At 39.4% G+C, this 18356-nt stretch carries 18 protein-coding genes; 14 read left to right on the top strand and 4 right to left on the bottom strand.

Annotated features, from left to right (window positions below):
- Positions 1-15 precede the first annotated feature (15 nt).
- The 9 genes from ABJH98_RS12495 (at position 16) to ABJH98_RS12455 (ending at position 8135) form a co-directional block, all read left to right on the top strand.
- Positions 16-378 (top strand): carboxypeptidase-like regulatory domain-containing protein, encoded by a 363-nt coding sequence (locus ABJH98_RS12495; RefSeq protein ID WP_348308026.1) that lies wholly within the window; start codon positions 16-18, stop codon positions 376-378.
- 2 nt (positions 379-380) lie between these two features.
- Positions 381-920, top strand: coding sequence for an NUDIX hydrolase (locus tag ABJH98_RS12490; protein ID WP_348308025.1), 540 nt, complete (start codon positions 381-383; stop codon positions 918-920).
- Positions 920-1702, top strand: a complete 783-nt coding sequence (locus ABJH98_RS12485) for a helical backbone metal receptor (protein WP_348308024.1) — start codon at positions 920-922, stop codon at positions 1700-1702. The genes ABJH98_RS12490 and ABJH98_RS12485 overlap by 1 nt, the downstream gene beginning before the upstream one ends.
- Positions 1703-1784: 82 nt before the next feature.
- Positions 1785-2927, top strand: coding sequence for a hypothetical protein (locus ABJH98_RS12480; RefSeq protein WP_348308023.1), 1143 nt, complete (start codon positions 1785-1787; stop codon positions 2925-2927).
- A gap of 46 nt (positions 2928-2973) precedes the next feature.
- Complete coding sequence (locus tag ABJH98_RS12475) at positions 2974-5316, top strand: TonB-dependent receptor (protein WP_348308022.1); 2343 nt, start codon at positions 2974-2976, stop codon at positions 5314-5316.
- A gap of 268 nt (positions 5317-5584) precedes the next feature.
- A complete protein-coding gene (locus ABJH98_RS12470) occupies positions 5585-5821 on the top strand; it encodes a thioredoxin family protein (protein WP_348308021.1) in 237 nt (78 codons plus the stop codon).
- An 11-nt stretch (positions 5822-5832) separates the two neighbouring features.
- Positions 5833-6240, top strand: a complete 408-nt coding sequence (locus ABJH98_RS12465) for an OsmC family protein (protein ID WP_348308020.1) — start codon at positions 5833-5835, stop codon at positions 6238-6240.
- Positions 6233-7210: a permease gene (locus ABJH98_RS12460; RefSeq protein WP_348308019.1), complete on the top strand. Its 978-nt coding sequence runs from the start codon at positions 6233-6235 to the stop codon at positions 7208-7210. The genes ABJH98_RS12465 and ABJH98_RS12460 overlap by 8 nt, the downstream gene beginning before the upstream one ends.
- A 295-nt stretch (positions 7211-7505) precedes the next feature.
- Complete coding sequence (locus tag ABJH98_RS12455) at positions 7506-8135, top strand: intradiol ring-cleavage dioxygenase (RefSeq protein WP_348308018.1); 630 nt, start codon at positions 7506-7508, stop codon at positions 8133-8135.
- Between the two features lie 77 nt (positions 8136-8212).
- On the opposite strand, the gene ABJH98_RS12450 is transcribed toward ABJH98_RS12455, so the two are convergent.
- On the bottom strand, positions 8213-9121 hold the full coding sequence (locus tag ABJH98_RS12450; protein ID WP_348308017.1) for a hypothetical protein: 909 nt from the start codon (positions 9119-9121) through the stop codon (positions 8213-8215).
- A gap of 159 nt (positions 9122-9280) precedes the next feature.
- On the opposite strand from ABJH98_RS12450, the gene ABJH98_RS12445 reads away from it, so the two are divergent.
- Positions 9281-9877: a hypothetical protein gene (locus ABJH98_RS12445; protein ID WP_348308016.1), complete on the top strand. Its 597-nt coding sequence runs from the start codon at positions 9281-9283 to the stop codon at positions 9875-9877.
- A 101-nt stretch (positions 9878-9978) separates the two neighbouring features.
- Positions 9979-11217, top strand: coding sequence for a DEAD/DEAH box helicase (locus ABJH98_RS12440; RefSeq protein ID WP_348308015.1), 1239 nt, complete (start codon positions 9979-9981; stop codon positions 11215-11217).
- 3 nt (positions 11218-11220) lie between these two features.
- Here the strand turns inward: ABJH98_RS12440 and ABJH98_RS12435 are convergent, their stop codons facing one another.
- From ABJH98_RS12435 to gndA, 3 genes are all read right to left on the bottom strand, one after another.
- The gene (locus tag ABJH98_RS12435) at positions 11221-12117 is read right to left on the bottom strand and encodes a hypothetical protein (RefSeq protein WP_348308014.1); all 897 of its coding nucleotides are present in this window, start codon (positions 12115-12117) and stop codon (positions 11221-11223) included.
- A gap of 320 nt (positions 12118-12437) precedes the next feature.
- On the bottom strand, positions 12438-13775 hold the full coding sequence (locus ABJH98_RS12430) for a gluconate:H+ symporter (RefSeq protein ID WP_348308013.1): 1338 nt from the start codon (positions 13773-13775) through the stop codon (positions 12438-12440).
- A complete protein-coding gene (gene gndA, locus ABJH98_RS12425) occupies positions 13766-15652 on the bottom strand; it encodes an NADP-dependent phosphogluconate dehydrogenase (RefSeq protein WP_348308012.1) in 1887 nt (628 codons plus the stop codon). Before gndA ends, ABJH98_RS12430 begins: the two co-directional genes overlap by 10 nt.
- Positions 15653-15873: 221 nt before the next feature.
- On the opposite strand from gndA, the gene ABJH98_RS12420 reads away from it, so the two are divergent.
- Genes ABJH98_RS12420 through ABJH98_RS12410 form a run of 3 tightly spaced genes read left to right on the top strand, consistent with a single transcriptional unit; the run spans position 15874 to position 18309 of the window.
- Positions 15874-17031: a YHYH protein gene (locus ABJH98_RS12420; RefSeq protein WP_348308011.1), complete on the top strand. Its 1158-nt coding sequence runs from the start codon at positions 15874-15876 to the stop codon at positions 17029-17031.
- Between the two features lies 1 nt (position 17032).
- Positions 17033-17656, top strand: coding sequence for a toxin-antitoxin system YwqK family antitoxin (locus tag ABJH98_RS12415; protein ID WP_348308010.1), 624 nt, complete (start codon positions 17033-17035; stop codon positions 17654-17656).
- On the top strand, positions 17653-18309 hold the full coding sequence (locus ABJH98_RS12410) for an SCO family protein (protein WP_348308009.1): 657 nt from the start codon (positions 17653-17655) through the stop codon (positions 18307-18309). Before ABJH98_RS12415 ends, ABJH98_RS12410 begins: the two co-directional genes overlap by 4 nt.
- Positions 18310-18356 lie beyond the last annotated feature (47 nt).

Raw genomic sequence — 18356 nt, 5'->3', positions numbered from 1 at the left:
AAAATTATTAAGAAGATGAAAAAGTATTTGATAGTTTCTTTATTGGCAGTATTTATAATAGGAGTTTCGACCTACGCCTTTGCTGATTTAAAACTTTTACCAACTTCCTTGAAAATATTAGTATTGGATGAATTGGGAAATCCAGTGGAGGGAGCAGAGGTGTCCTTGTTTATGAATGAGGATGATTATAGAAATGGAACTAATCCCTTCATGAAAAAAACTTCAGATAAAAAAGGAGAAGTTGTATTTAAGAAGCTGGAGGTGAGTGAGTATTTTGTTCATGCCGATTTTGAAGGAAAAACCAATGTTGGTGGGGGCGTACAGACTGAAAAGTTAGTTGAAGGCCGAATCAATAAAGTGAATACAATCGTACAATAGCAATGAATAGAAGTTCGCTACGGGCAGCTATTAAGGAATATAAAACTTCCTATGTTGATGAAAGAATGTACATGAGCAGGTTTTTGGACCTGCTTTTTTTTGATAATTGTTTTGAAAGATCACTCCAGTCTGGTCATATCACAGCGTCAGCGTGGGTTTTGACCCCTGATCACAAGCAGGTTGCTTTACTTCACCACAAGAAACTCAATCGTTGGCTTCAGCCTGGAGGACACGCAGACGGAGATGAAAACGTACATCGAGTGGCTTTAAAGGAATTGGAAGAGGAAACAGGAATTTCAGAGGTTCAATTGATAGGGAATTCATTTTTTGATTTAGATATTCACACTATTCCTAGTCACAAGGAAGTCCCTGAACATGAGCACTTTGATATTAGATTTGCTTTTATAGCAAATAATCCAACCCAACTAAAAAAGAATAATGAATCCAATGAGGTGGCTTGGATTGCTATAGGCAACCTGGAAGAATTCGTCGGCAACGATGCTTCTGTTATTCGAATGAAAGAAAAGACCCTACTTTTTTGATGCAAATCACAGACGACCTTAACCGAATCATTACCATTGATTCGCCACCGCAGCGAATTATTTCATTGGTACCCTCATTGACCGAATTGCTTTTCAATCTAGGCCTTGAAGACTGGATAGTTGGCGTTACTAAATTCTGCATTCATCCAGCGCATGCTCAACAAGTGGCCACTAAAATTGGAGGCACGAAAAAATTCAATTTCGATCGAATTAAAGCACTCGAGCCTGACCTGATTATTGCGAACAAGGAAGAAAACTACAAAGAAGGAATTGAACAATTGTCTGAGGATTTTGCCGTCTATGTTTCTGATATTTTTGATTTGAATGATGCCTTAAAAACCATTCAAAATATTGGATTGATGACACAGACTGAGTCAAAATCACAACAGCTTGTAGAAAAAATTCAACAGCGATTTGAAGAAGTAAAGGACAAATTGGAAGGGGAAGTGCTTTATCTAATTTGGCAGGATCCCATTATGGTAGCCGCTGCAGACAATTTCATTGATTTTCTACTTCAATGGCTTGGATTGAAAAACACTGCTGGATATCTAACCAGATATCCAGCTTTGGACGAAGAAGTCCTACAAAGTCTCACGCCCGATTTTGTCTTCTTATCCTCTGAACCATATCCTTTTAAAGAAAAACACCTCGAAAAATACAAGCAATTATTTCCAAATGCGAAAGTCTTATTAGTCGATGGCGAAATGTTCAGCTGGTACGGAAGTCGATTGATTCATTCACCGATGTATTTTATGAGTTTACCTGTTTCGAGACGTCGTTAGTCGATTTACACACCTTTTTTGATATTCCCCGTGGGGGTAAAATTTCTTTTGGTTTCCCTGATTGTATAAAAACATAAAGGATATGAACTCATTTAAAAGAAACTCAAAATTAATTTTACTCATTGCGCTCGTATTTGTAGCGCTCAAATCCCAAGGTCAAAATAAGGAAAACGGTGAGAGCAATCAAGAAGTCAAAGAAAGGCCATTTCAGATTTCGCTGGTGCCGGGCTTCGGAACGAGTAGAGGCCCTAAAGAAGGCTACACCAACAAATTTTCAATGAACGTGTTGATAGGATATGAGCACAGCTTGAATGGTGCCGAATTTGGTGGATTTTACAATATCAACAAAGAAAATGTTCGCGGCGCACAATTCGCTGGGTTTGGTAATACATCAGGAGGCAATCTTCGTGGGGCTCAATTTGGAGGGTTTTTGAATACCGTAAATGGTAAAGTAAGAGGAATGCAATATGCAGGATTCTTAAATGTGACCCAAGAAGAAGTACAAGGGGCTCAGTTTGCGGGATATTTGAATTTAGCAGATAGCATCCATGGTTTTCAAGGCGCTGGATTGGCTAATGTCAGTAAAAAAAGTACAAAAGGAGTGCAAGTTGCGGGACTTGGCAACTGGGCTCAAAACGTCCAAGGAGCACAAATAGCGGGGTTGTTGAACAGAGCAAGGACTGTCAGAGGCGTTCAGGTTGGACTGATCAACATTGCCGACACCGTAGAGCGTGGCGTATCAGTTGGATTGATCAATATTGTAAAAAAGGGGAAACTACAATTAGCATTGGAACACAACGAAGTGATAGATTTCAATATAGCCTTTAGATCAGGTACAAACAGATTGTACAGTGTATTATTCGTAGGCGCACAAACCAAGGAGGATTATTTGTGGACTTATGGAGGTGGATTTGGTACAGAATTTACGCTGAAAAATAAATGGAATTCTAGTGTGGAATTAACTACGCAGAGTATCAACCCCAAAGAAGATTATCACGAAGAACTGAACTTGCTTAACCGCTTGAGCTGGAATTTTGGCTATCAGTTTGCTAATCACTTGTCTTTTTCAGCTGGGCCAGTATTGAATGTCTATGTTACAGAAGTTTACAACCAAGAGACGGGAAAATATGGTGATGATATTGACATGGGCAATTTCTACAACAAGACCTTTTCAGGAACCAACGTCAAGATGTGGATCGGTTACAACGTTTCCATCAAGTTTTAAAACCTCATTTTAAATCATACCAATTTCAACTTGAAACGCTTCAGTTATGAATCGCACATTCATTATTATCTTTATTTTGCTCAACGCATGGACTGCTCAAACCCAAGATATGACGCAGACCGTTCGCGGAGTCATAGAAGATCAGGACACCAAGATGCCTTTGATAGGTGCAACTATCCAGATTCAGGGTTCGAATCCTTTGGTTGGAACTATTTCGGATATGGAAGGCAATTTTAGAATTGAAAATGTACCTGTAGGTCGCATATCGCTTAAAATCAATTTCATTGGATTTGAAGAAAGAATCATTCCGAATTTGTTGATTACTAGTGCCAAAGAAGTGGTGTTACAAGTTCCATTGATAGAATCCGTTGACAATTTGGAGGAAGTAGTAGTAACTGCCAAAAAGAACAAAGCGGAAGTGCTTAATGAAATGTCATTAGTTAGTGCGAGATCATTTTCTGTTGAAGAGACCAAAAGATTTGCTGGTTCTTTTGCCGATCCAGCACGAATGGTTTCAGCGTTTGCTGGGGTTACTAATCAACCCGAAGGCAACAATGATATCATCGTAAGAGGAAACTCACCACGAGGCATTCTTTGGCGGTTAGAAGGGATTGAAATTCCAAACCCTAACCACTTTGCTAACGAAGGAGCCACTGGTGGCCCTATCAATGCACTGAATGGAAATATGTTGAGTGATTCTGATTTTATGAGTGGTGCTTTCTCTCCTGAGTATGGTAACGCACTGTCTGGGGTTTTTGACATGAAATTGAAAAAGGGAAATAATGAAACTAGAGAGTATACAGCTACTGCAAGTACTTTAGGTCTTGATTTTACGGCGGAAGGGCCATTCAAAAAGGGTTATAATGGATCTTATCTGGCCAACTACCGATACTCTTCTCTAGCAATTATCGATCAACTCGGTGTGGTGGACTTTGGAGGTGTGCCTAAATATCAAGACTTGTCTTTCAAGATCAACTTGCCTATCAATCCATCACATATTATATCCGTGTTTGGATTGGGTGGAATTAGTAGTATCACCGCCGAAACCAAATTTGAGGATGAAGAGGAAGTATTAGGTAAATCTGTCTTTGGTGCTGATATGGGAGTGATGGGTGTTACGCACAACTTCCTGATCAATGAGAGATCATTTTTGAAATCGTCGGTTTCGGTTTCTGGAACCAGATTAGAATCCAACGATGACTTACCAGATGAAAATGATGGCTTTTACAACGCACAGAATTCTGATTTTAAGAAATCTGCCTTAAGAATAGCGACCACCTTCAATCACAAGTTTAGCGCCAAGCACAAACTAGAAACTGGGGTGATTTACACCAGACTCAATTATGACATGATTGAGCATTCGTGGAATTTCGAACGAGACAGAATGGAAACCGTGCTCGATGACAATGGCAACTCCTACACCATACAGGCTTTCGCCAATTGGAAGTATAGAATTACGAAAGACCTCACGCTTTCGTCTGGTATGCATTACATGCACTTTGGACTAAATGATGCGTATAGTGTAGAGCCTCGAGCTGCTTTGAAATGGGCAATGACTGAAAGACAAGCTTTTACAGTTGGAGTAGGCTTGCATAGCAAAGTGGAAAGTTTGGCGGTGTACTTAGGCAAGCAAGAAGCGGCTGATGGTTCTCTAAGCATGCCTAACGAAAACCTTGGATTGTCAAAAGCAGCGCATTATGTGTTGGGGTATGATCAATCGCTTGGTGCGAATACACATTTGAAATTAGAAACTTACTACCAGCATTTGTATGATGTACCCATAGAGAATGAACCTAGCAGCACCTATTCACTACTCAACGCTTCAGATGATTTTTCTAATCGGGTATTGAATAATGATGGGACAGGCAAAAACTATGGCGTTGAGCTGACGCTAGAGCAATACTTGCACCGTGGATTTTATTATATGTTAACCGGCTCAGTTTACGAATCTAAATACACCGCGATGGACGGGATAGAACGCAAGACAGCCTTTGCTTGCAACTATGCTTTCAATCTACTCGGAGGAAAGGAATGGAAGTTTGGTAAAGCAGAGAAGAATAGGGTGCTGTTTGTCAACACCAAAGTATCGCTCTTAGGCGGAAAGAGATATACACCCATAGACCTGGCGGCTTCACAAGCATTGGGTGACGAAGTGCGAAAGGAAGATCAACCTTTCTCTGCTAGATCATCTGATATTTTCATCATGAATGTTGCGATTGGTACCAGAAGAAATAAGAAAAATACCACTCGTGAGTTCAAAATCGATATTCAGAACATCTCCAATAATCAAGCAGTAGTGAATCAATATTATGTACATGGCAATGGTAAAATCATGGAGCTGAAGCAGCTGCCTTTATTTCCAACCATTTCCTATACTTATAGTTTTTAAACGACACCCCTCAGAGTCACCTGCAAGGGACTCTGGGGAAATTGAGCTTCAAAGTTCTCTTCGAGTAACTCTGAGTGACCAGAATCTAATAGATACATTTTCGGTAAAGAATCGTTACATAGAAAGACAAGCAGCTGTTCAAAGCCCCAATATCAATTCATAAGCTTCCAAAATTGAAAAGTCAACAAAAGATATATTGAAGTATGACGATAGTCATTTTTCTCCTCAAAAATCTATCGCATCTTTACGATAAATAAACGCAATTATTATGAGCAAAGTGATTAAAATACTAGGAACGGGTTGCCCAAAGTGCCAATCCATGACAGGTGTCGTGAAAGATGTCATTTCTGATAACAACATAGATGCGAGCATTGAAAAAGTGGAGGATATTATGGAAATCATGAAGTTTAACGTAATGACCACCCCAGCTTTGGTAATAGATGATACAGTTACAATAAAGGGTCGAGTGCCTTCCAAAGAGGAAGTTTTGGAATTGTTGAACTAAATATTGAAACTATGAAGTATCATATCAGCGCTTCATCCATTGCCAATCATGATGCAGAGATTCTGATAAAAGAATCTAATATAGAATTTGGCACCACTGAAATAACTGCAGATACATTACCTAATCCTGCAGAGCTATTTTTGGGTTCATTTTCTGCCTGTATGCTTAAAAATGTGGAACGTTTTTCGACTTTGATGAAATTTACCTATGAAAAAACCACGCTTGAGGTAGAGGCAACTCGTCTTGAAAAGCCACCAAGAATGGATCATATCATTTACAGTTTGACGATTTATAGTAATGACAAAAGGCTAAATGCCGGATTGTTAAAAAAGAACATAGAAAAGTTTGGTACGATTTACAATACTGTAAAACAATCGTGTACTATTTCAGGCACAATTAACACTATTGAGCATGTTTGATTGGTTACAACATATTGCTGATTGGCTGGTCTTTGATGTGTTGAATTTGACCAAAGGACAACATTTGGCAGAAGCTCTGAATTTCTTTATTTATGATACTGCGAAGATTTTAATACTCTTATTGGCAGTGATTTTTCTTATGGGAATTGTCAATAGCTACTTCCCAATAGATAAGGTCAAGAATTATTTATCACGGAATAAATTATATGGATTGGAATATCTTATGGCCAGTCTATTTGGTGTAGTGACTCCATTCTGTTCCTGTTCATCTGTTCCTTTGTTTATAGGTTTTGTGCGTGGCGGTATTCCATTGGGAGTCACTTTTGCATTTTTAATTACTTCGCCTTTAGTCAATGAAGTCGCTATCGGGCTTTTTGTAGGTTTGTTTGGGATTAAAACCACAGTAATTTATGTGGTAAGTGGAGTTTTGCTTGGTACATTTTCAGGGATAATTCTTCAAAGATTAAAATTGGAACCTTATCTAACACCATGGGTACAAGAAGTTCTTACAACTGCCCAAAAAGACCAAGAGGTCTTTATTGCTGAAAAGCAATCTTTGAAACAAAGATTGCCTACAATTTGGAATGAAGTACTAAAAATTCTCAAGGGTATTATACCTTATGTGCTAATTGGAATAGCTATTGGTGGATTGATGCATGGTTATATTCCCGAAGGCTTTTTTGAAAAATACATGGACAAAGACAATCTTTTTGCTGTACCGATTGCCACCATATTGGCTGTGCCGATGTACTCAAATGCATCTGGTATACTTCCTGTGGTTCAGGTTTTGGTTGCAAAAGGTATTCCTTTAGGTACGGCTATCGCTTTCATGATGGGAGTGGTTGGGTTGTCGTTGCCAGAGGCTATGTTATTGAAGAAAGTAATGACCTTAAAATTGATTGCTGTCTTTTTTAGTGTGGTGATCCTCTGTATTATCATTTCAGGATACTTGTTCAATGTTTTATTGTAAATAAAATACTTCCTACCAATTTCAATTTGTAGGATTTTTCTCTTTCTAAACAAAAGCAGTTGTCTTTGTTTCCAGTGATTTTTCATGCCTACAGTTTTTAAACGCACCTCTGGACATCCATCAGAGTCACCTGCAGTGGACTTTGAGATAAGATAGTACGTGCGTCATAAAAGGCTTTTGCTGTTACGATCCTACGTTGTAACTTTAATTGCAAATGTTTGGACATCGGCAGCGATAAGCCAACCATACCATATACCTCATATACCTGAACACTACCCACAACTAGAGAAAAACAGTGAGTATATTAAATTACCTTTTGATTTTATTGTTGATTGCAACCTCTTGCCAGTCGCAAACCAAGAAAACTGATACGGATAAATTAGTTGGTGGTTCTTGTGAAGGTTGTGAAGCAATTTTTGAATTTGGAAACAAAAAACTAACAGCAATTGACACTCTTCCAGGTTTTATGCGAACCAACCCAAAATTAAAACTGACTGGAACTGTATTTGAAAAGGATGGAGAAACACCAGCCGACAATGTCATGCTCTATATCTATCATACCGACCGAAACGGAATTTATCCATCTAACGGAAATGAAAAAGGTTGGGCAAAAAGACATGGATACATTCGTGGATGGGTTAAAACAGATAAAACAGGAAAATACACATTTTATACCTTCAGACCAGCGGCTTATCCAAATGGAATGGAACCTGAACATATCCATATTACTATAAAAGAACCAGACAAAAACGAATACTATATTGATGCATTTGTCTTCAATGACGATGAATTGTTAACGCAAGAGAAACGAAATGAACAAGATAATCGAGGTGGTTCAGGAATTGTAAAACCAATATCGAAGAATGCCATGTTAACAGTAAACCGAGACATTATTTTAGGATTAAATATTCCGAATTATGAATAAGTATTCGTAGTAATCACATTTTTAGTAGTATTAAGTTTATTGTGTTGGAAACACAATTCAAATTACAGAAAGTGTTCTCAACAAAACCATCGTTTAACCACACCATCAACACAAGCCTCAGCTGAACCTTTTTTGTTTCTAAACCACAGTTCTGGCTCGATGAGTTCGAGTTCGGAGACGCAAAGATCGCCTTCATTGTCCCAGATAAAATCTACACGGGCTTGTAGGGGGACGGGATCACAAACAGATACCACTCTTTCAGCAAAAGCAATTTCTTCTGATGATGGCTCGTAGTCATGGACAGTTCCCCCAAAGTCATCTTGCACTCGAAAGTCACCAGCTTTGGCTTTTTTCAACACGGCATGAGAGTATTTGCCATCAAATACCATGAGCGTGAGCTCACCTTTTTCCACTACATTTTGCTGGAATTCCTGTAAGAGCATGGATTCTACTTTGATCAGTTCGCTAAAGGTACTGGCTACTTCTGTCAGATTATTATTGTCAAGTTTGTAGGTATGTCTTCCACCTCCAGAAATGGCTGGTTTCAGTATGGGACTTTCCCAACCAGATGCGGATACCAGTTCTTCAAGTGTTTTAGTTTCTCCTTTTGGGATGAATAAAGTAGGAGGTGTCTTGATGCCACGAGCATCCAAATCTTGGAGGTAATGTTTGTCTATATTCCATTGGATAGTCTCGTAGTCATTGATCAAATGGGTTTGATCTTTTACGCGTTCGAGCCAGGATTGAAATTGCTCAAATTTACCATCATCATAAATGTCCCAAGTCGTACGAATGATTACACACTTGGTGGAGGTCCAGTCAAATTCAGGATTATCCCAGTTGGTTTTATACACCTTGAGGCCTTTTTGCTCAAAAGCGTCGAACAGCAATTTGTCTTCTAAGACTACATTGTCAGCATATTGATTTGGAGGACAGTCTACCACAAATCTGGAATCCGTTAGTAATACAATGTCGTACTTTGGCATGCGATTTTTTTGTGGCAAAATAGTAAAAATCTATGCACAGATGCCTCCGTCCATAAAATATTCAAGAACTTTGATAGTTATAATAAAGCATAGGAATATTAGAAGATAAAATATTCATATTTTTGCAATTTAAGAATAACACAATCGTAATATAGTATCATGCAGCTATCCACATTCAGAAAAAACATCCTTTCCCTTGTTCTTGTATTGGCATTCTCAGGAGCCACTCAAGCACAACAAAATATTCAGGAACAATTTGACCAGTTTTATGCCAATGAGACTTCTTCTTGGCAAGAATACAAATTGGTAAAAATGCCTAAGTTGAAAAATTTCTGGAAAATAGTAGCCGATACCATCAAAGTAAAAGAAGGTAAGATTGCTTCTGCCCGTGCAGAAGTAAAGTCTTTGAAAGGAGAGTTGGATGCTATTAATGTTCAGTTGGAAGAAACACAAGCATCATTAGCAGCAAGCGAGGAGCTGAATGATTCCATTGCTTTCATAGGTATAGAAATGAGCAAGTCTGCATATAATGCCTTCGTTTGGTTGATCATTTTAGTTTTGGTGGTTGGTATTGCCAGCTTGTACCTGATCTACATGCGAAATAACAAAATCACAAGAGAAGCCAGAAAACTATTGGCCAAAGTGGAAGAAGAGTATACTGCACATCAGGAAAAAGCCAGAGAGAACCAAACCAAACTCAAAAGAGAATTGCAAACTGCGCTGAATACCCTACAGGAGCATAGAATTAAAATATAATTCGACCAAGATAATTCACCAGTGTTTGCCTCATCCGAAATCGGATGGGGCTTTTTTGTGTACGTGCAAATATTGTGTGCACTTGAACTACCTTTGCGTCAATGAAATACGAAGCCTACAACATCAGCCCAGAGCTCAAGCGCAATTTAGATACCCAAGGATTTATTAGACCGACTGATATTCAGTTCAAATCTATTCCTGCCATACTCAAAGGAGAAGATGTGTTGGCTATCGCTCAAACGGGGACTGGCAAAACAGCAGCTTTTGCAATTCCGATCATAGATCGGCTTCAACGATCTAAAAAACACAGAAGTGGTGATGCTATTCGTTGTGTGGTAATGGTGCCCACACGTGAGTTGGCCATTCAAATTACGCGTGCTTTTGAGGAATTGGCTAAAAGCACGAAAGTGCGTGTGATGAGCATTTTCGGAGGGGTGGAGCAAGACCCGCAAATTGCCAAATTGGCTAAAGGAGTGGATGTGATAGTAACCACACCAGGTAGAATGTTTGACTTAGTAAGTCAAGGATTTATCCTTCTCGACAATGTGGAAACCGTAGTGCTGGACGAAGCAGATCACATGTTGAATTTAGGATTTATCAAGGATATCCAAGATCTGGTCAAATTTTTACCTAAAAAAAGACAGACCCTTTTCTTTTCAGCTACAATAGATGAAAAGATTAAGAAGGTCGCTTATTCATTAGTTCACAAAGCCATTCGGATTCAGGTTTCACCCAAAGATCCCGTTTCTAAGAATGTAGAGCATGCGGTGGCATTCATCAAAATGGATGACAAAAGATTTTTCCTAGAAAGACTCATTGGAGAAAATCCTGAAAAGAAGATATTGATTTTCGTTAGAACTAAGGTTAGAGCAGAACGAGTACTAGCAGCCATGGCTAGGGTTAATATTGCTGGTCAAACGATACACGGCGACAAAGATCAGGACGAACGCAACAGGGTGATGAGTGCGTTTAGAGCTGGAAGAAATAAAATATTGATAGCCACAGATGTGAGCGCGAGAGGGATCGATATTCCCAATGTGGATTTTGTGGTGAATTATGACATGCCTGACGAACCTGAGAATTATGTGCATAGAGTTGGGCGAACAGGCAGAGGTAAGCAAAAAGGTCAGGCGGTGAGTTTTTGTAGCCCTGAAGAAAAACCACTTTTGGTGGAAGTGGAAAAGTACACTTATACACCCATCCAGGTTATGGATATTGAGTGGAATACCTATCAGGATACATTGGACTTAACGGAAGACACAACAGACAATTGGAAGCAATTGATCAAAGAGGCTGAAGCCAATCCGCACAAGCCAAAGAAGAAAAAAAAGAAGAAATAAAAATCAATTCAGTCTGAGAGTGTAATTAAACCAAGGCAGAGGCACTCCCTCAATTTCACTATTGGTAATAAATCCAAAATCAAATGAAGATGAATTGCCTATATACCTTGTGCCAAAACCATAGATCCCTACATCAGCATCCTGAGTAGGCAAATTTATATCGAGAAGAAGAGCAAATTTATTCCCAAGTCTATAGGTACCACCTATGCTCAATAGAGCAGCATCAAATGCCACTTCATCTCCATCTGCGAAGAGAGGTGTTGTATACCCAAAGGAAATATGCTTATCTATTTTTCCAAATGCTGTTGAAAATGACAGTAATGAATTGTTGCCTGTTTCAGACAAAAACAATTGAGTGTATTGAACTGAAACATTGAGTAAAGGTGTGATAGGGTAGTTGAATTTGGGAATCAGATAAAAAAGTTGGTCACTCAATTCAATAGTTGGTAATACAGAAAAGCCACCACCAATGGTAAAATATTTACTTATTCCATACCACGCTGATAGTAGAAATATTTCTGAATTTTGAAGGTTAACCTCTCCTTTTTCGAGACCATAGGGCGAAATAGGAGCCACTAGATAATGATTTGCCCCAACCATATATCTTTCACCTTCTTTTCTTACAGAGTCATAAATGTTGATGGATTTTATTTGGTTAAGTCCAAGATTGATTACTCCTAATTCGTTTGTTGAAAATTGAATAGAATCAGCAGTAACCTTCGTAATTTCACCTAATAAGATATTGCCACTTTTGGTTGTAGCCTCATAGATGAATTTTTGAGTGGTGCTGTCATTTTTCACCATAAGTTTGCCTATATCTGAGACTGACTGTGCATATAAATTTCCTGAAAGAATCAGGATAATGACTAAGGCAATAATCTTAGTGAGGTTAATCTTCATGATTTGTGATTAGTTAGTTGTGGCAAACCTAGTCGCATTACTAATCAAATCAAAAAACAAAAATCTTTCTATTTGTCTATAGAAATTGGTGAAAATTACCCGTTAATTGTTTTCGTAATATTGAAATTATTTGAGTAGTGTCAAGCTGATCGACCCTTGGACGTAGTAGAAGATTGAAACTGCCGCGATCATGGCCATATAGATCAGGTCTTTGGTTGATATATCTTTCATAGCTGCTGAATTTTGAAATTCAAATATAGTAATTATTCAATAATTAATTGTATTAAATTACTTTTAGGGGAATTACCTAAAAGAATACATTATACGAAATAAGCCAGAATAATGGCGATTATAAAGCTGGAAATGCCTAACAAAGTAGTCATAACGGTCCACGATCTAAAAGTTTGCTTTACGGATAATCCCAGATAACGGTTGATCAACCAAAACCCACTGTCATTCACATGCGAGAGTACCGTTGCACCCGATGCAATGGCAATAACTAAAAGAGCCAACTGAGCAGAGGACAAATCTGCGGAGGCGATCAAAGCTGCGGTCATTCCTGCAGAAGTGATCATAGCTACTGTAGCAGACCCTTGTACCACTCGCATCAACGCAGCCATTACAAATGCAAAAATGAAAGGAGAAGAAAGGTTGTTGGCAAATGCATCGGCCAACATCTGACCCGTGCCTGTATCCATCAGAATTTGTTTGAATACACCACCTGCTCCTGTGAGCAAAATAATAATCCCCGCTGGGGCTAAAGATTTGGTGCTTATTTCCGATAAGGCTTCTTTTGAATACCCATTTCTAATGCCCATAAAGTACCACGCGAGTAAGTTCGCAATGATCAAAGCTGAAAATGGATGACCAAAAAATTCCAGCCAGTTTTTCAGAACTCCTGTCTCCAGCCATGTCTTGGACATAGTGTTTAATACGATCAAAACGATGGGTACTGCTATGATCGCGAGCACCGGTGCCAGATTAAGATTCAATGTTTTGACTTTATCTTCTTCCTCTAGCGGAGGAGCGGCTATGTATGTCTGTTCAGCCAATCGTTTCGCTAAGAGTGGACCACTGATAATTACAGCTGGAATTCCCACAATGAATCCAAACAAGATCACTAATCCTAAATCAGCACCTAGAATATCCGCTACTGCCACTGGTCCAGGAGTAGGGGGGATAAAGCTGTGCGTAGCAGCCAAGCCAGCCAAAAGCGGAATAGCAAATAGATATAAGGATTTTCCTGATTTCCTCTGCAAGGAGTAAATCAGCGGCACCAATATGATAAATGCGACGTCAAAGAAAACGGGGATAGCAACGATGAAACCTGTAATGGTCATGGCCCAGGGTGCTTTTTCTTCTCCCATTTTTTTAAGAAAGAAATTCGCTAATGCGCCAGCAGCCCCAGATTGTTCTAATATGGCTCCGAATATAGCGCCTAATCCCACTACGGTAGCCACAAACCCCAGCGTATTACCCATGCCCGTTTTTATGGAATCCATGATGGTGGTAGGTTCCATTCCAGCCATTAAACCAACGGCAATACTAGAGAGGAGGAGTGCCAAAAAAGCCTGAATCTTAAAATGCAGAATCAAAAATAGCAAGATCCCAATGCCCGCTAGTACGGCAAATAAAAGTTGAAGGTCTATCATATCCATTCCGTGTGAAATGATTCTGTTAATGGCTGATCAATACGTTTGTAGGTATGTGCACCAAAATAATCTCGTTGGGCCTGCAGCAGATTGGCGGAGGATTGTCCATTCACATAACCTAAAAAGAAGTTCATGGCCGAACTGAATACAGGAAGTGGATAACCTGAAGCTATTCCTAGACCCACGATATGAGCCAAATTGGCTTGCTGGTCGGATAGAGACTTAACTACAGCTGGGTGAAATAACAAACGATCGGTGTCTTTGAAGTAGTTGACAGCTGCACTCATCAACTCTGACCGTATGATGCACCCATTGGTCCAGATACGAGCGATTTCACTGAAATTCAATTTCCAATTGTATTGAGAAGAGGCTTCCTTCATCATGTCAAAACCGATCGCATGATTAATGATGCGTGCGGCAGCATAAGCTTCCATCAGGGCTGGTAGAAACTCCTCTTGGTCTGTTGGGATAGGTTGCTTGATCGAACCAAATAGTTGATTGGCCGATTGTCGCATTTCTTTTTGTGCAGAGATGTTTCTTGCCATCACCGCATCAGCGATTGTGTTAAGCGGCACCCCTAAGCGAATGGCTGCCTCTGTAGACCAGCCACCAGTTCCTTTTTGTGAGGCCGCATCCAGAATATTATCGAGTAGAAGCTCACCATTTTCTTCCTTTCGGAGAATGTTGATGGTGATTTCCAAAAGGTAGCTGTCCAAGCCTTTGGTTTTCCAGCCTTCTAGCGTTTTGGCGATCTCTTCTGGCAGCATACCCAGTCCATTTCTCATCAGTTCGTAGACTTCTGCCAACAGTTGCATTTCGGCATATTCTATGCCATTGTGCACCATTTTGATGAAATGACCAGAGCCTTCTGGTCCCACATAAGTACAACAGGCTTTACCATTCGCATCTTTGGCAGCAATATTTTCTAAGAAAGGTGCTATTCTATTGTAGGCGGTTTGGCTACCGCCTGGCATGATGGAAGGCCCTTTTCTAGCCCCTTCTTCTCCACCAGAAATGCCAGTGCCTATAAAATTTATATCGTGCATGGCTAAGGCTTGATCTCTACGATTGGTTTCCAGGTAATTGGAGTTGCCACCATCTATAATCAAGTCGTCTGGGTCGAGAAGGGGAGTAAGTGCTTCTATTGTAGCATCCACTGCCGCACCCGCTTGCACCATGAGTAGGATGTTACGTGGAGGTGCAATAGAATTGACGAATTGTTTTAAATCATCAAATCCTTGAATCCTTAATGTTGGATGGTTGGATACAAAATCTTTGGCTATGCCTTCTTCTTTGCCTGCTACATGTCTGTTGAAGACAGATAGTGATACGCCATTATTGGCCATGTTGATAGCCAAATTTTGCCCCATCACGCCCATGCCTATAATTCCAAACGCTGTTTTTTTTGTCATTTTACTTCGTATTTCTTCTAATATTTTTTGTGGTGATTGATCGATATTCACATGTATAGCATGCTTTGGCTCTTCCAAATCATCGAATTGACTTTTCAGAATGGTAGGATCCAAAAAATGTCCCTTTCGTTTTACTAATCTCTGATTGATCAAATCAAAACTTCCTGATAAATAGATAATGGTCAGTTTACGAATAGGAATGGTAGTCAATAGCTGTCGGTACTGTTCCTTCAATGCCGAACAAGCTAATACAGCTCCTCCAGCTGACTCCCAATTTTTTATTTTTTCTCCCAATGTCAATAACCAGGGTTCCCGATCTTTATCAGAAAGTGGAATTCCAGAAGCCAACTTATTAATGTTTCCTTCTGGATGAAAATCGTCCGCATCATAAAATGGAATCGAAAGTTCATGAGCCAATAATTGACCAATAGTGGATTTTCCAGTTCCCGACACGCCCATGACTAAAATCATCCTCAAAGGTGGTAAGATGAGTAGGCACCACACCCTGCTAATTATTTCAAATCAGGTGGTCAAATATTTCAGTAGGGTAATTTTATCCATGCCCGTTGTACTATTGAAAACCTTAAGAATATTGGATTGCATAGATCAAAGCTTATTCTGCAACAATGGAAATGATTTATCTTTGTGGTTGCTTGAAAGGTTTTGTTAACATTTTCTAATTAAAAAAGCCTATGATGAAAGGAAAAGAAAAATTGATTACTGCACTATTGTTTATGATAGTTGCATTCGTATTTGTAAGATGTACAGAGGATGATCCTACCGATGGTTCTGATACTGATTTGGATATCAATGTGATACTAGAAGCTACTCAAGATGGTGCCGAAGGTGGAGATGACGTGATATTTGCTGTGAGCTTGGTAGATTCTGATGGAACTACTATTAAGAATAATACTGGCGCTGATTTAACGGCTTCAGTGGCTATTACAGGTACCGCAGATGAAGATGATTTTGATACTGATTTTTTTAATACGATTAGTATAGCAGATGGCCAGTCAGGAGGTTCAATTACCTTAGAAGTAGCAGATGATGCTGAAGTAGAAGGTGAAGAAACCATCACATTGACACTTAGTGCGCTGAGTCTAGGAGATATCGACAACGCAAGTGCTACTGCGAAAATTTCTGATAATGATGAAGACGAAGAGGAGACAACTGGTCCGGATATCAGCGTGTTGGCCGATTTATTCTATCATACAGATGCAGTCACGTTCTCATTTGATGATGAATGGGTGACGATTACTTCGAAAGATTTACCTGATCATAAAAGTATGTATTATGATGAGGATGAGGATCTCTATGAGGACTATGACGAACCGAATAATGATGATTTCAACAAGAACCCAGGTTCCATTCAAGAGCAAAATCTAGTCTTCAAAGTGCCAAGATACCCAACAGAAGCTTCTAACAAGGAAAGTACGCCAATGGGGCCTATGGGAGTGACAATAAATAGCGTGGCACTGTTCAATCAAAATGCGGCTGGTGATGATGATATTTTTGATGAACTCAACACTTTTGATCAATATGAGGGTCATCCAGCAGGCGAAACTTATCACTATCATACCGAGCCGGTTTGGTTGACACAGCACAAAGAAAATGCAGATAACGAAGGATTAGTTGGCATTTTATTGGATGGATTTCCAGTTTATGGTACACATGAAGATGGAGAAGAAGTATTGTCAAAAGATGATGGAGGTATTTTGGATGATTATCATGGTCATTTTGGAGAGACTGCGGACTTTCCTGATGGCATTTACCATTATCATATTACAGTAGAATATCCTTGGATCAATGAGGATGGCTTTTACGGAACTGCAGGTACTGTTACTGATTAATATGAAAACGAGCTTGTTGTTGATATTAATGATAAGCATCATGGCTTGTGATCCGTCTACTGACGGTTCACAAGCCATTCTTTTAAGAGACGAAATTCCTAATATAGAAGTATTGGAAGATGATGCCAGGTTTTCTATGTCTACTGATGGTACGATCTATCTAGATAGTATAAAGTTTTCTGGGTATGTAGTTTCTTATTACCCCGAGCGTTCGGTTAAATCAAAAAAAGGCTACTATCAAGGGAGGTTAGAAGGAGATTTCATATCCTATTATCCCAATGGTCAAATCTATAGTCAACGTCCCTATCATCTTGGAGAGAAGCATGGTGAGCATTTGGGTTATTATGAAGATGGTCAGCTCAAATTTCAATACCAGTTTGTGAATGGTTTTAGTCAGGGCACACATAAAAATTGGTACGCTTCAGGAAAATTAAAAAAGGAAATGAACTACAAGGATGGTAAAGAGTTTGGTCCTCAAAAATACTGGCGTCCTGATGGGAAAATGCGCTCCAACTATGTGGTCAGAGAAAATGGCCGTAGATATGGCATGTTGGGTTTGAAGCGCTGTGCCAAAATAGATAGTGAAACTGGGGATATCGATCCCTATACTGGAAATTTAAAATGAGAAAGTTAGTAATGATTAGTATGGCTGTTTTCAGCCTTTGGTCTTGTACGCAAAAGACTGAGAAAAGAATGAATCCAGAAATCGAGCTTCCATTTTACAGTGAAGCTACTTTTACCCCGGAGTGGATTGAAAAGGACGATGCTCGATATGATTCTATTCACACCATTAAAGATTTTTCCTTTGTCAACCAAACGGGTGAGATGGTGACCAATGAAACCTTTGAGGGCAAAATCTATGTCACGAACTTCTTCTTCACCATATGTCCTAACGTTTGTCCACGAATGACTAAGAATCTAAAAAAGATACAGGCTGAATTTGCTGATGACGAATCCGTAAAAATTCTTTCTCACACCGTTATGCCTTGGGTAGACTCTGTTGGTCGATTGGCCGAATATGCACAACTGAATGATATCAATGAAACGCAATGGCAATTGGTGACAGGAGACAAAAAGGAACTCTACAACATGGCACGTGAAGCCTATTTCGCAGACGAAGGATTTGGTAAAACCGTAACTGTTGATGAAGATTTTCTGCATACCGAAAATATCATTCTCATCGACACCCAAAGACGGATCAGAGGCGTTTACAATGGTACACTTCCTTTGGAAATGAAAAGACTAATCGAGGATATCTGGACGCTGAAGAAGGGGTGAGTTAACTCCGATTGAAGAAAAAAGCAACTTAATTAATATAGTGGAAT

It is taken from the genome of Reichenbachiella sp. (assembly GCF_039969095.1).
GTDB lineage: Bacteria > Bacteroidota > Bacteroidia > Cytophagales > Cyclobacteriaceae > Reichenbachiella.
The sequence above is the reverse complement of the archived record's forward strand: the minus strand, read 5'-3'. Positions and strand labels throughout refer to the sequence as shown.

Excerpts from the sequence above, each read along its gene's own strand:
- ABJH98_RS12495 (WP_348308026.1), top strand. The coding sequence starts at position 16 with ATGAAAAAGTATTTGATAGTTTCTTTATTGGCAGTATTTATAATAGGA.
- ABJH98_RS12490 (WP_348308025.1), top strand. The coding sequence starts at position 381 with ATGAATAGAAGTTCGCTACGGGCAGCTATTAAGGAATATAAAACTTCC.
- ABJH98_RS12485 (WP_348308024.1), top strand. The coding sequence starts at position 920 with ATGCAAATCACAGACGACCTTAACCGAATCATTACCATTGATTCGCCA.
- ABJH98_RS12480 (WP_348308023.1), top strand. The coding sequence starts at position 1,785 with ATGAACTCATTTAAAAGAAACTCAAAATTAATTTTACTCATTGCGCTC.
- ABJH98_RS12475 (WP_348308022.1), top strand. The coding sequence starts at position 2,974 with ATGAATCGCACATTCATTATTATCTTTATTTTGCTCAACGCATGGACT.
- ABJH98_RS12470 (WP_348308021.1), top strand. The coding sequence starts at position 5,585 with ATGAGCAAAGTGATTAAAATACTAGGAACGGGTTGCCCAAAGTGCCAA.
- ABJH98_RS12465 (WP_348308020.1), top strand. The coding sequence starts at position 5,833 with ATGAAGTATCATATCAGCGCTTCATCCATTGCCAATCATGATGCAGAG.
- ABJH98_RS12460 (WP_348308019.1), top strand. The coding sequence starts at position 6,233 with ATGTTTGATTGGTTACAACATATTGCTGATTGGCTGGTCTTTGATGTG.
- ABJH98_RS12450 (WP_348308017.1), bottom strand. The coding sequence starts at position 9,121 with ATGCCAAAGTACGACATTGTATTACTAACGGATTCCAGATTTGTGGTA.
- ABJH98_RS12445 (WP_348308016.1), top strand. The coding sequence starts at position 9,281 with ATGCAGCTATCCACATTCAGAAAAAACATCCTTTCCCTTGTTCTTGTA.
- ABJH98_RS12440 (WP_348308015.1), top strand. The coding sequence starts at position 9,979 with ATGAAATACGAAGCCTACAACATCAGCCCAGAGCTCAAGCGCAATTTA.
- ABJH98_RS12435 (WP_348308014.1), bottom strand. The coding sequence starts at position 12,117 with ATGAAGATTAACCTCACTAAGATTATTGCCTTAGTCATTATCCTGATT.
- ABJH98_RS12430 (WP_348308013.1), bottom strand. The coding sequence starts at position 13,775 with ATGGATATGATAGACCTTCAACTTTTATTTGCCGTACTAGCGGGCATT.
- gndA (WP_348308012.1), bottom strand. The coding sequence starts at position 15,652 with ATGATTTTAGTCATGGGCGTGTCGGGAACTGGAAAATCCACTATTGGT.
- ABJH98_RS12420 (WP_348308011.1), top strand. The coding sequence starts at position 15,874 with ATGATGAAAGGAAAAGAAAAATTGATTACTGCACTATTGTTTATGATA.
- ABJH98_RS12415 (WP_348308010.1), top strand. The coding sequence starts at position 17,033 with ATGAAAACGAGCTTGTTGTTGATATTAATGATAAGCATCATGGCTTGT.
- ABJH98_RS12410 (WP_348308009.1), top strand. The coding sequence starts at position 17,653 with ATGAGAAAGTTAGTAATGATTAGTATGGCTGTTTTCAGCCTTTGGTCT.